This is a genomic window from Vibrio sp. GLN_1, from assembly GCF_043106015.1.
GTDB lineage: Bacteria > Pseudomonadota > Gammaproteobacteria > Enterobacterales > Vibrionaceae > Vibrio > Vibrio parahaemolyticus.
The window spans coordinates 1-12,039 of the sequence record NZ_JBICMD010000024.1; the positions used below are offsets into that span (position 1 = coordinate 1).

The 12,039-nt window shown below is 45.1% G+C and carries 11 protein-coding genes and 1 tRNA gene; 7 read left to right on the forward strand and 5 right to left on the reverse strand.

Annotated features, from left to right (window positions below; all coding sequences use genetic code 11):
- The first annotated feature begins 28 nt into the window (after window positions 1–28).
- The 4 genes from ACF8OV_RS11815 to ACF8OV_RS11830 all read left to right on the forward strand — a co-directional run bounded on the left by ACF8OV_RS11815 (window position 29) and on the right by ACF8OV_RS11830 (window position 2,282).
- Window positions 29–105: transfer RNA gene (locus ACF8OV_RS11815), tRNA-Trp, on the forward strand.
- 366 nt (window positions 106–471) lie between these two features.
- Window positions 472–804: a DUF1904 domain-containing protein gene (locus ACF8OV_RS11820; RefSeq protein WP_005483015.1), complete on the forward strand. Its 333-nt coding sequence runs from the start codon at window positions 472–474 to the stop codon at window positions 802–804.
- 12 nt (window positions 805–816) lie between these two features.
- Window positions 817–1,653 carry a penicillin-insensitive murein endopeptidase gene (mepA, locus tag ACF8OV_RS11825; protein ID WP_015296273.1) on the forward strand — a complete coding sequence of 279 codons (837 nt, stop codon included), beginning with the start codon at window positions 817–819 and terminating at the stop codon, window positions 1,651–1,653.
- 320 nt (window positions 1,654–1,973) lie between these two features.
- Window positions 1,974–2,282: a hypothetical protein gene (locus ACF8OV_RS11830; RefSeq protein WP_005496359.1), complete on the forward strand. Its 309-nt coding sequence runs from the start codon at window positions 1,974–1,976 to the stop codon at window positions 2,280–2,282.
- Between the two features lie 42 nt (window positions 2,283–2,324).
- Here ACF8OV_RS11830 and ACF8OV_RS11835 read toward each other — a convergent pair whose 3' ends face one another.
- The 3 genes from ACF8OV_RS11835 to rdgC form a co-directional block, all read right to left on the reverse strand.
- A complete protein-coding gene (locus tag ACF8OV_RS11835) occupies window positions 2,325–2,579 on the reverse strand; it encodes a YfhL family 4Fe-4S dicluster ferredoxin (RefSeq protein ID WP_005460170.1) in 255 nt (84 codons plus the stop codon).
- A gap of 2 nt (window positions 2,580–2,581) precedes the next feature.
- The gene (gene yegQ / locus ACF8OV_RS11840; RefSeq protein ID WP_005496358.1) at window positions 2,582–3,982 is read right to left on the reverse strand and encodes a tRNA 5-hydroxyuridine modification protein YegQ; all 1,401 of its coding nucleotides are present in this window, start codon (window positions 3,980–3,982) and stop codon (window positions 2,582–2,584) included.
- 165 nt (window positions 3,983–4,147) lie between these two features.
- On the reverse strand, window positions 4,148–5,062 hold the full coding sequence (rdgC, locus tag ACF8OV_RS11845) for a recombination-associated protein RdgC (protein ID WP_140282422.1): 915 nt from the start codon (window positions 5,060–5,062) through the stop codon (window positions 4,148–4,150).
- Window positions 5,063–5,286: 224 nt separating this feature from the next.
- Between rdgC and phoB the strand changes: the two genes are divergently transcribed.
- Genes phoB through ACF8OV_RS11860 form a run of 3 tightly spaced genes read left to right on the forward strand, consistent with a single transcriptional unit; the run spans window position 5,287 to window position 8,274 of the window.
- A complete protein-coding gene (phoB, locus tag ACF8OV_RS11850) occupies window positions 5,287–5,976 on the forward strand; it encodes a phosphate regulon transcriptional regulator PhoB (protein ID WP_005460184.1) in 690 nt (229 codons plus the stop codon).
- A 40-nt stretch (window positions 5,977–6,016) separates the two neighbouring features.
- Window positions 6,017–7,315 (forward strand): phosphate regulon sensor histidine kinase PhoR, encoded by a 1,299-nt coding sequence (gene phoR / locus ACF8OV_RS11855; protein WP_025542575.1) that lies wholly within the window; start codon window positions 6,017–6,019, stop codon window positions 7,313–7,315.
- Window positions 7,315–8,274 (forward strand): PstS family phosphate ABC transporter substrate-binding protein, encoded by a 960-nt coding sequence (locus ACF8OV_RS11860; RefSeq protein WP_029835759.1) that lies wholly within the window; start codon window positions 7,315–7,317, stop codon window positions 8,272–8,274. Before phoR ends, ACF8OV_RS11860 begins: the two co-directional genes overlap by 1 nt.
- A 26-nt stretch (window positions 8,275–8,300) precedes the next feature.
- On the opposite strand, the gene ppx is transcribed toward ACF8OV_RS11860, so the two are convergent.
- Together ppx and ppk1 are read right to left on the reverse strand one after the other, a co-directional pair.
- Complete coding sequence (ppx, locus tag ACF8OV_RS11865) at window positions 8,301–9,806, reverse strand: exopolyphosphatase (protein ID WP_203504931.1); 1,506 nt, start codon at window positions 9,804–9,806, stop codon at window positions 8,301–8,303.
- The gene (ppk1, locus tag ACF8OV_RS11870; RefSeq protein WP_140145530.1) at window positions 9,790–11,880 is read right to left on the reverse strand and encodes a polyphosphate kinase 1; all 2,091 of its coding nucleotides are present in this window, start codon (window positions 11,878–11,880) and stop codon (window positions 9,790–9,792) included. The genes ppx and ppk1 overlap by 17 nt, the downstream gene beginning before the upstream one ends.
- Window positions 11,881–12,039 lie beyond the last annotated feature (159 nt).

Below are 12,039 nucleotides of genomic sequence, written 5' to 3' on the forward strand. Positions count from 1 at the left end.
GAGAGTCGTCTCATTAAACACGAACTACAGGGGTGTAGCTCCAATTGGCAGAGCAGCGGATTCCAAATCCGCGTGTTGGGAGTTCGAATCTCTCCACCCCTGCCATATTTAAAGCCTCAGTCGAAAGACTGGGGCTTTTTTACGTTTGTAAAATGGCAAAATTTATTCTTTGTGAACTCAAGTTCCCAAATAGGCGATTCTAGGCGCGTAGCTAATGGTAGCTAAGTCTGAACTGCCCTAATCTCTTATCTACTTTCCCTACATAAAGAACAGCAGATTTCCAGCGGGATTGATATCTAGCCGCTAGTGATCCCTTGTCGTTGAATGTCACTGATTGGAATCTCAAGCTCTTGTTGATATTTATTAGCGTTTTTCTGGGTATTTTTAAGAACGCGTCTAGTTGTTGTTGGGATGATTAGCGTTGTTGTTCCTGTTATCATCTTAGGACAATACAAATATAGGATTAACCTTATGCCACATCTACGATTTCGCGCTGTAGAACCTCAAGCAGTACAAGCTTTGTCAAAGCCACTGACTGACGAGCTCCAGCCACTAATGAATAGTCCACGAGAAGATTTTACTTTTGAGTACATCTACACAACTTTCTTTAGTGAGGGCGAGGTAAGTCCTGCTTATCCTTTTGTTGAAGTTTTGTGGTTTGATCGAGGACAAGAGACCCAAGACAAGGTGGCGAAAGTAATTACACAACAAGTTCGTGGTGTAGTCGGTGAAGATATTGATGTAGCAGTCATTTTTTCTGCACTATCGCCAAATGCCTACTATGATAATGGTGAACATTACTAAAGGGGATGTATGATGCGGCTGAGTCTTTCTTTTTATTTCAGTTTATTTGTCTCAGCTCCTCTTTATGCTACGCCATGGGAGCAAGTTAGTGCTCCCACTCATAATATGTCCTCTTCTATTGGTAGTTACGCGAACGGCTGCTTAGATGGGGCCTCCCCCCTGCCTTTAGAAGGTACAGGTTATCAAGTGTTACGTAGTCGAACGAATCGCTACTATGGGCACCCTAACACTATAGATTTTGTTGAAAGCCTAGCTTTAAAGGCGAATCAAAAGTTAAAAACTACTTTACTAATTGGCGACCTTTCTTTACCTCGTGGCGGCCGTTTTTCATCTGGTCATTCAAGCCATCAAACGGGGCTGGATATTGATATCTGGTTGCGTTTAGCTGACTCTCCTCTCTCCTATAACGAACTTCAATTGCCGAAACCGATGAGTGTGGTTGATCTGCAAGACTACTCGATATTAAATCATCGATGGGATAAGAGGCATTTTGAACTCATCCGTTATGCTGCTAAGAGCGATGAGGTGGCTCGTATCTTTGTTCACCCTGTTATCAAGGAGCAACTGTGTGCTCAGGAAGGGGGAAAAGATCGTTCTTGGCTACGTAAAGTTCGTCCTTGGTGGGGACATCATTATCATTTTCATGTGCGCTTATCATGCCCTGACTCAAGCTCTAATTGTGTCGATCAAGCACCTCCTCCTTCTGGTGATGGGTGTGGTTCGGAGTTAGCGAGTTGGAAGCCAAAAGCAGTTGTCCCTGCGAAGCCCCAGCCAGAAAAAGTAGCGGCTAAACCTAAAAAGAAAAAAGCGATTCCACCACAATGTCAGCCACTTATCGTCAGTAAATAACGTCTTATCTTTGTTCTTGTTTCGGCTCAGGTATCTCTTTTATGAAACTGGAGAAACATCATACTTTTGTCTACAGTGAATAATACCAATACAAAAACTAACCCAACTCGTTTGGGTGACATATTATAGAAATCTTAAATAAACAACGGGTTGTATGTATTGTTGAGTGGTAACGACTCTGTTTTGAAAGATCTTTCGTCACGATACTCTGATTTCTGAACAATATGTCTGTCGGTTGGTAAGTAAAATAGGCAACGCAGACAAGGTATTGAGGCGGGGTTGTGGAGTGACCTGCCGTAGAATGAATCAAGGACAAAACCATGACTATGATTTGTGCAAAAGAATTTGCAGAGTGGTTAAGACACAGATTTAGCAGTGATCCCAAGGGAGTTTTATTGACTCGTGAAGATGTTAATCACCTGACGGGACGTCAGCGTCTCGATCCGGGATTTGTTAATGATGTGCATTACGAGCTAATGCAATATGGAATGGCTTTCGTTACAGATACGAGCAGGGAAAACTTCTATTTAATTCCTGTATCTCAAGCTGAAAATTGGCGTGAAAGACTCGAGTATCACTTTGAGAAAGAGTTGTTTTGCAATATCTATCCAATCGAAAAATCAGGATAAAAAAAGGTTCAACTTTGTTCGCAAAGTTGAACCTCATTTTATTTAGGCGAGTCCCTGAATCACCACAAACTTTTCAAGCAATTGCTCTTCTGTCTCAATGTGGTTTGGATCAGTAATAATACATTTTGTTATTGGACAAACTGACTGACAGGTAGGCTTTTCGTAATGACCTTTGCACTCAGTACATAAGTTAGGGTCGATTTCGAAGATGCTGTCTCCCATGCTGATCGCGCCATTCGGGCATTCCGGATCACACATGTCGCAGTTAATGCATTTGTCAGTGATGAGTAACGCCATGATTACTTACCAGTAGGGTTACGAGTGTCCTGGCCTGCGTTTAGATTGCGCATCAACAGACCGTATTCTAGGTCCATGTCTTCAGGAACAGGAATGAATACGAAGTGGCCGTTACCTTTTGCGTCTTCAATTGACTCTGATTTGCGGTTTTCCATCGCTTCTAGAGTGAAAACAACGTTACCTTTTGGTGTCATTAACTCCAGGCTGTCACCTACAACGAATTTGTTTTTCACTTCAACTTCTGCCATGTCGCCACGACGTTTACCTGTGAACTCACCGACAAATTGTTGTGCGTCAGAGACTGAGTAACCGTAGTCGTAGTTTTGGTAAGTATCGTGTGTATGACGACGTAGGAAACCTTCTGTGTAACCACGGTGAGCTAGGCTTTCTAGTGTACCCATTAGGCTTTCATCGAATGGTTTACCTGCAACTGCGTCGTCGATCGCTTTACGGTAAACTTGCGCTGTACGTGCGCAGTAGTAGAACGACTTAGTGCGGCCTTCGATTTTTAGTGAGTGAACACCCATCTTAGTTAGACGCTCTACGTGCTGAACCGCGCGTAGGTCTTTTGAGTTCATGATGTAAGTGCCGTGTTCATCTTCGTAGGCAGCCATTTTTTCTTCTGGACGATGCGCTTCAGAAAGCAGAACCACTTCATCCGTTGGTTTACCACGACCGATAGTGGTTTCAGGGCGCTCGTCTTGAACTTCAACAGGCTGTGCTTCAGTTGGGTCAAACTTCTCAACGATGTCGCCAGCGTCGTTTTCTTTGCCTTCTTCAACTTTGTATTCCCAACGACATGCGTTAGTACATGTACCTTGGTTAGGGTCACGCTTGTTAATGTAACCAGAAAGTAGGCAACGACCAGAGTAAGCCATACATAGTGCACCGTGAACGAATACTTCTAGTTCAGTTTCAGGGCAATGCTCACGAATTTCTTCGATTTCTTCTAGAGAGAGCTCGCGAGAAACGATTACACGTTCAACGCCATTCGCTGCCCAGAACTTAACGGTTGCCCAGTTTACAGCGTTTGCTTGTACAGAAAGGTGAATTGGCATTTCTGGGAAAGCTTCACGAACCATCATGATTAGACCAGGATCTGACATGATCAACGCGTCAGGGCCCATCTCAACGACTGGTTTAAGGTCACGAATGAAGGTTTTTAGCTTCGAGTTATGTGGTTGGATGTTGCATACCACGTAAAGCTTTTTGCCTAGGGCATGTGCTTCATCGATACCGATTTTTAGGTTCTCGTGGTTAAACTCGTTGTTACGTACGCGAAGGCTGTAGCGAGGTTGGCCAGCGTAAACTGCATCTGCGCCGTAGGCGAATGCGTAACGCATATTTTTCAGGCTGCCCGCTGGAGACAGTAGCTCAGGTACGAATGCTTTCTCAGTTGTCATTGCTCAATTCTCTTTTATCTGATCACAAGTCAGGCCAATTCCACCTTATGGAAATGGGGCGCAAATTTTACGTCAAAATGTGAACTGTGACTAGGAGAATTGTGCTTTAGATGAACAAACGCCCTACAAAAAGTGAGGGCGTATTTATTAAAAAGTAGGGTTATCTTATGCGTTAGGGTTAGGCAGGCCGCCTAGCGCTTCATATAGATTTGGTAGGAAAGCGCTGAATTCACCGCACATTAGTGAGAAGTCAGCATCAAAGCGAGCCGCTTGATCTTCACGTGGGATATCGTCGTTTTGATCTTTCAACTCATCTGAGAATTTTAGACGTTTGATGCCGGAATCTTCAGCTATGATGAACTCGATTCGGTCTTGCCAGTTAAGTGCAAGTTTCGTCACGACTTTGTCAGCTGCGATGTGATTGCGGATTTCATCTGTGGTCAGCTCTTGCTTCTTACAGCGAATCACGCCACCTTCTTCAAGTACCGATTTTAACTCAGCTTCGTCCATCATGGTGATGCCTTGCGGTGTGTTACCTGTTTTAACCCATTCAGTTAGCGTGGTTTCAATTGCTACTTCTGGAATCGCAGGAACAACAGGTAAGCTACCCATGGTTTTACGCAGTAGCGCTAATACGTCTTCTGCTTTTTTGTAGCTGCTTGCATCGACAAGGATGAAGCCTTCTTTTGGCATAATCAACACGTGAGTGTGGCTGCTGCGGCTAAAGGCACGAGGCAGCAAGTCCATCACGATGTCATCTTTTAAGTTGTCTTTCTCTTTCTTCTTCAGAGGGCGACCTTCTTGCGCTTCCATAGCGTCTACTTTTGCATTCAGAGACTCTTTAATCACAGAAGCAGGCAGCATTTTCTCTTCTTTTTTTGCACAGATCAGAATGCGGTTTTCTGACACGTGCGTCATCATGTCGCCATGTCGACCCATAGCACTAACCCAACCAAACTTTTGTTTATCTTGGCTACCACAAGGGGTGAATCGAAACTCAGCGAGTTGAGTTTCTAGTTGATCGGCGTTGAAGTTAACCTCGCGGTTAACGCGATATACCAGACAGTTTTTAAACCACATAAATCTTCTCTAGGCTTGATGACAAGGGAGTAATCATAGGGAATTTTTGAGCTGATGTCTTAATAGAAATGAAAAATATCAGGATGAACCCCAAAAGAAAGTTATATGAAAATTTGTTTTCAAAGGTCACAAAAGTGTCATAATTGGTAGTGATAATGCTTATGCATCGAGGGGCGCTTTGTCTCTTAAATTCATTAGCTCAACAAACATAAGGTTACTCAATTATGTCTAGAAGGATTCTGGTTGTTGAAGACGAAGCTCCAATTCGTGAAATGCTTTGCTTCGTGCTTGAACAAAAAGGTTACCAGGCGGTAGAGGCGGAAGATTACGATACTGCTGTAACCAAACTGGCTGAACCCTTCCCTGATTTAGTATTACTGGATTGGATGTTACCTGGCGGTAGTGGCATTAACTTTATCAAACACATGAAACGTGAAGAGCTTACACGCAACATTCCTGTTGTGATGCTGACTGCTCGCGGTGAAGAAGAAGATAAAGTTCGCGGTTTAGAGGTTGGTGCAGATGACTACATTACCAAACCGTTTTCTCCTAAAGAGTTAGTTGCTCGCCTTAAAGCGGTTATTCGCCGTGTTACGCCGACCGCATTAGAAGATGTGATTGATGTTCAAGGTCTTAAACTCGATCCTGTTTCTCACCGTGTTACTGCGAATGATGAAGCGGTTGATATGGGGCCTACCGAGTTCAAGATGCTGCACTTCTTTATGACCCATCAAGAGCGTGTTTACAGCCGTGAGCAGCTGCTAAATAACGTGTGGGGCACCAATGTTTATGTTGAAGACCGTACTGTTGACGTTCATATCCGTCGTCTTCGTAAAGCACTGGAAGCTGCCGGTCACGACAAACTGATTCAAACCGTTCGTGGCGCTGGTTACCGCTTCTCAACAAAGGCTTAGATTTTTACGCAGCTTATCAATGCCATTTCTGGAGTAATGAGTGGTTGAAAGATTAACGTGGAAAAAGCTGGCCTGGGAGCTGGCTTTTTTTTACACCCCTTGGGTGATAGTGGGGTGGATATTCGGTTATATGCCGTGGTTGCTTTTGGCTGCCACGGCTTTACAGCTTGTGTGGCATTTGCATAACCAAGTGCGCTTGTCTTCTTGGTTATGGGATGAAAAACGCCTGACTCCGCCGTCTGGCAGTGGTAACTGGGAGTCTCTCTTTAACGGTCTCTATCGTTTGCAACAGCGCCAACGTCGTAAACGCAAAGAGCTCACCAATCTGATCCGTCGCTTTAGAAACGGTGCCGAATCATTGCCTGATGCCGTCGTAGTATTTCGCGCGGAAGGCAACATTGTTTGGTGTAACCGATTAGCTCAACACCTGTTAGGCTTCCATTGGCCAGAAGATTCCGGTCAACCTATCTCGAACCTGATTCGAACTCCAGATTTCATAAAGTACCTCAATAAAAAAGATTTCTCCGAACCGCTAGAAATGCGCTCGCCGTTGAATGTCGAACGTATGTTAGAACTGCGTATCGTGCCTTACACGGAAGGTGAACACCTGATGGTGGTGCGTGACGTGAGCCAACTTAAGCAACTCGAAGGAATGCGTCGTAACTTCTTCGCCAACGTTTCTCATGAGCTACGCACTCCGATGACCGTACTACAAGGTTATCTGGAGATGACGGAAGACCCAGACATGATCGTCGGCCCGATGTGGACTAAAGCGCATGGGGTGATGACGGAGCAGCTTAACCGCATGAACAGCTTAGTGAATCAACTTCTTACCTTATCTAAGATTGAAGCCGCGCCGATGCATGAGTTGGAAGATGTCGTTAATGTGCCAGCAATGCTTGAAGTCTTAGAGAAAGAAGCGATCAGCTTAAGTGGTGATGACCAACATAAACTCACGTTTGATGTCGATACTAGCCTTCGCGTGCTTGGAGATGATGACCAATTGCGCAGCGCGATCTCCAACCTTGTTTACAACGCAGTGAAGTACACTCCTCCGGGAGCCAATATTCATGTTCGTTGGTATCAAACCGCACAAGGTGCGTGCCTTGAAGTTGAAGACAGTGGTGATGGCATTGAGCCACAACACTTGCATCGACTGACTGAGCGTTTCTACCGAGTTGATAAAGCACGTTCACGCGATACGGGTGGCAGTGGTTTAGGATTGGCAATTGTGAAACATGCGTTGAGCCATCATGACTCACACCTGGAAATTCAAAGTGAAGTCGGTGTAGGCAGTAAGTTCTCGTTCGTACTTCCAAGTCGTTTGGTGGTGAAATAATGGGACGTCGAGTCAGTAGAGCCATCGCTTGTATCGCGCTTACTTGTTCGAGTATGGCGGTTGCTCAAGATAAGCCATTACCGAACTACCATAAAACCACTGGCATTGTTGGTAACTTGCTCTCGGTAGGCTCAGACACTTTGGCGGGGATGACCACACTTTGGGTGGAAGAGTTTAAATCCATTTACCCGAACATCAACGCGCAAGTTCAAGCTTCAGGTTCGTCAACGGCGCCACCTGCTTTAACAGAGCAAACGGCGCAGTTTGGTCCAATGAGCCGCCCGATGCGTTTGAAAGAAATCGAGGCGTTCGAGCGACAGCATGGCTACAAACCTACAGCATTGCGCGTTGCTATTGATGCTATTGGTATTTTTGTGCATCAAGACAATCCCATTCAAGGTTTGAACTTTAATCAATTGGACGCAATGTTTTCCGCTACGTTGCGTTGTGGAGAAAGTCAGTTCATCACTAACTGGCAGCAACTAGGTTTAAAAGCCGAATGGGCGAAGCGCAACTTGCAGTTGTTTGGGCGTAACTCTGTGTCCGGGACGTATGGTTACTTCAAAAGCAATGCGCTGTGTGGCGGTGACTTCAAAACCCGAGTGAATGAACAACCGGGCTCGGCTTCTGTGGTGCAATCTGTGGCATCGACCATCAGCGGAGTTGGTTATTCTGGCGTTGGTTATCGAGTGGCTGGCGTAAGGTTGGTTCCCATCGCTAAAAAGGGGGTTAACTATGTTAGCCCGACTCGTACAAATATTGTCTCAGGTAAGTACCCACTATCACGCTACCTTTATGTGTACGTGAACAAGCATCCTGATTACCCGTTGTCTCCAATAGAAGCCGAGTTTATTCGTTTTATGTTCTCTGCTCAGGGACAAGCGTTAGTCGAAAAAGATGGCTATGTGCCGATCACTGCAGATTTCGCAGCGGAAGAGTTAAAAAAAGTCGGCCTTTAAGCCGACTTTTTTCATTGTACCGAAAACTAAAAAGTGAGTGTCCACTTCGCACTTGCCCATCGATCTTGTTCTTCCAGCAAATCGGCATGCAGCAACTTATTATTATCTAACCATGCTTCATCGGTACAAGCGAGCATCCATTCATCGCCTTTGATCGATAAAGTGATGTCAGGTAGTGGGTCGTCGTTGCGTTGCCCATTAAGGACTATGGACAGACGAAGAATCTTAATCAGGCTTAACACATCACTTTGTTTGTAGAGGTTGAACTCTGGCAACTCATTGAGCCTTAGCGCTTTGCGTTGAAAGCGTGCAAGCGTCGCCAAGACGAGTTGTTGCTCACGGTTAAAACCTTGCAGGGTTGAATGCAGAAGAATATAAAACGAGTGGCGATGGAAGCTGCGTAGGTTGATGCTTAGCCCAACTTCATGCAACAGAGCGGCCCATTCTAATAAATCAAACAGTTCGCTTTTCTTTTTAATCCCAAGCTCAGAATGTACTTGTTCAAGCATCTCGCGTGCGTGACCTTTTACGCGTGCAGCGTGCTCGAGATCCACACGATGTTTTTGTGCTAGGTTTTCCGTGGTACGCATGCGAATGTCAGAGCGAGCAAACCGCTCTTCCATTTCATATAACAAGCCTTCTCTTAATGCTCCATCAGAGAAAAACATCTGGTCGATTTTTAGTGCCTGAAAAATCGCAGCTAAAATCGCCACACCAGCGGCAAATACCGGTTTACGTTCATCGGTCAAGCCAGTCAACTGAATATCATCAATTGATGCGAACTCGTTTAAAGTATCAATGAGCTTACTCAGACGCTTTGCTGTGATTAACCCGTCTTCAAAGCCCAGCCCAATCAATACCTCTTGAATCGCTTTGATGGTGCCTGATGAGCCGAGTGCAATATCCCAACCTTTCTTGCGGTATTTGGTCGCGATGGACTCTAGTTTTTGTTCGGCAGCGAGCATGGCTTTGCTGAAGTTTTTGCTCGATAACTTGCCATTTTTGAAGTACTGCTGTGTAAAGCTGACGCAGCCCATCTGTTTGCTATTAAGCAGTTCTGGTTCGAACTCTTGTCCGATGATCATCTCGGTGCTGCCACCGCCAATATCGACCACCAGTTTAGAGTTAGATTCCACTTGAGTGTGTGCGACACCCAAGTAAATTAGGCGCGCTTCTTCCTCACCCGGAATAATCTCTATCGGGAACGGCATGACTGCTTTTGCTCGTTGGATAAACAAATGCGCGTTTTTCGCTCTTCTTAGCGTGTGTGTAGCAGCAATGCGCACATTGGATTCCTCAAAGCCTTGCAGCCTCTCTGCGAACATCGCAAGACACTCCAACGCTCGCTCCATGGAGGCGTGACTTAAATTCAATTCACTGTCTAGGCCAGAGGCTAAACGAACCCTCTGTTTATGGCGACTGATGAGCTGTAGGTCGCTGCCGACCACTTTCGCCACCACCATGTGGAAGCTATTAGAGCCGAGATCGATCGCGGCAATATAGCGTTCATCTTGTTCAAGTATATGAGACATCTGACTTTTGTCTTCTTGTTTGCTTTTCTATATTTTTAAGATAGTCGTAGATGGCAACTTGTGAGCGAACTTTTTTACGGTTTCCGCGCGGTACATAGCTATTGCTCATCTCTTTGTCTATCAAACGTGCCTTTACTGTATCGGTAAAGTGGATGTTAGTTATATCAATAATTCTCTGTTTCAAACGTGGATCACGAACAGGAGCGGCAACTTCGATACGATGATCGATGTTTCGTGTCATCCAATCGGCAGATGAAATGTAGACTTGAGGATCCCCATCATTGTGCGTGATCACTACGCGTGGGTGTTCCAAAAAGCGATCAACGATACTGATGATTCGAATGTTTTCGCTGACGCCTTCAATTCCAGGAACCAACGCACACATGCCGCGGATGATCATGTTGATCTTTACCCCCGCGTTGCTTGCTGCGTAAAGACGGGTGACGATGCCTTTATCGACGAGGTTGTTGACCTTTATGGTTAATCCTGCCTTTTTGCCCGCCTTTGCATTGGCGATTTCATTGTCAATCAGGCGGTAAATTTGGGTGCGCGAATTACGCGGAGAAACCATCAAGTGATTGAACTTCACTGGGCGATAAGGGTTCTCAATGTATCCAAACACGTTGCGCACTTCATTGGTGATTTCTTGGTCTGCGGTGAGCAGCGAAAAGTCGGTATAGATTCGAGCGGTTTTTTCGTGGAAGTTACCCGTGCCAATGTGCGCGTAGCGAATAATATCGTCACCTTCACGGCGACTGATCATCAATAACTTTGAGTGAATCTTTAAACCGGGCGCACCAAAGATGACGTGCACGCCAGCTTCAGTCAGAACTTTTGACCATTCAATATTTGCTTCTTCATCAAATCGCGCCTGCAACTCAACGACAACAGTAACGTTTTTGCCGTTATGCACTGCATCAATCAAAGAGTTCATCAAGCGAGAGTCTTTGGCTACGCGGTAGATATTAATTTTGATGCTGAGCACTTTCGGGTCAAAGGATGCCTGGCGAACCAATTCACCAATATGGTCAAAGGTGTGATAAGGGTAGTAGAGCAGAATGTCTTTGGCTTTGATGGCTTCGAAACTGTTGGCGTAACCTTCAAAGTCTGCACACTTCATTGGTGGCATAGGTTTGTTTTCGAGGTATTCTCGCCCGACGTTTGGAAAAGCGATGAAATCTTTGAAGTTGTGGTAGCGTCCACCTGGAATTAGGTTGTCGTAATTGGAAATTCTTAGTTTGCTGCACAAGAAGTCGAGCATCTCTTGCGGCATTTCACGCTCATACACAAAGCGTACTGGCATGGCGGTTAAACGTTGGTTTACACCTGCTGACATTTGCTCTAGCAAGCTGTATTCGATTTCATTACGCAAGTCGTATTCTGCATCACGCGTCATTTTCATCGCGTAGCCTGCGAGCTCATCATAGTCGAAAAATCCTTTAAATAGCTCGTCTAAACAGTATCGGATGATGTTATCAAGCAGGATGATGGTCTTACGGCGTTTGCCTTTTTGCTCTGGCACCATCACGAAGCGTGGCAGGTGGTCGGTTGGAATTTCGATGAGAGCGTATTGAGAGTGGTCTTCTTTGCGCAGTTCGACGGCGATGTAAGCGTATTCGTCTTTGAGGAATTGCAGCACGTCGATTTCATCTTTCATCAACAAAGGCGTGATATGTGGCATGACTTCTTTGCGGAAGTATTTGGTGATCCACTTTTCCTGCGCTTCATCGAGTTGATGCTCATTGACCAAGAAAATGCGACGCCGTGCCATTTCTCTAATTAATTCACTGTAAAGTTCGTCGAATTGTTCGTTAAGCTTAAGGGCTTTGGCTTGCATCTTACTCAACAGACGCTTGGAGTTGTCACTCCCTCCTCGCTCTTGGTTGATCAAAATACGACGTTTCACATCAGCGAAGCGCACTTTGTAGAATTCGTCGAGGTTGTTGGAAAAGATCCCAAGAAAACGAATACGCTCGATCAACGGAACGGTTTTGTCGGCCGCTTCTTGTAACACTCGTTCATTGAAAGATAACCAACTAAGCTCTTTTTCTATATATAGTTTTTCTGCGCTCATAACCTTACCTAGCCTAAAGTGAAGTAATCGTACTGATCATGGGGATAAACAGACGAGTGAAAACATTATGAGATTTTTGTTACAGATATATTTCATACCACGCATTGCATAAGAGTTGTATTCTTTTCAGGTGTTTAATGTGATCTGTAATATAATTGT

Coding starts and splice junctions, on each gene's coding strand:
- ACF8OV_RS11820 (WP_005483015.1), top strand. CDS start 472: ATGCCACATCTACGATTTCGCGCTGTAGAACCTCAAGCAGTACAAGCT.
- mepA (WP_015296273.1), top strand. CDS start 817: ATGCGGCTGAGTCTTTCTTTTTATTTCAGTTTATTTGTCTCAGCTCCT.
- ACF8OV_RS11830 (WP_005496359.1), top strand. CDS start 1,974: ATGACTATGATTTGTGCAAAAGAATTTGCAGAGTGGTTAAGACACAGA.
- ACF8OV_RS11835 (WP_005460170.1), bottom strand. CDS start 2,579: ATGGCGTTACTCATCACTGACAAATGCATTAACTGCGACATGTGTGAT.
- yegQ (WP_005496358.1), bottom strand. CDS start 3,982: ATGACAACTGAGAAAGCATTCGTACCTGAGCTACTGTCTCCAGCGGGC.
- rdgC (WP_140282422.1), bottom strand. CDS start 5,062: ATGTGGTTTAAAAACTGTCTGGTATATCGCGTTAACCGCGAGGTTAAC.
- phoB (WP_005460184.1), top strand. CDS start 5,287: ATGTCTAGAAGGATTCTGGTTGTTGAAGACGAAGCTCCAATTCGTGAA.
- ACF8OV_RS11860 (WP_029835759.1), top strand. CDS start 7,315: ATGGGACGTCGAGTCAGTAGAGCCATCGCTTGTATCGCGCTTACTTGT.
- ppx (WP_203504931.1), bottom strand. CDS start 9,806: ATGTCTCATATACTTGAACAAGATGAACGCTATATTGCCGCGATCGAT.
- ppk1 (WP_140145530.1), bottom strand. CDS start 11,880: ATGAGCGCAGAAAAACTATATATAGAAAAAGAGCTTAGTTGGTTATCT.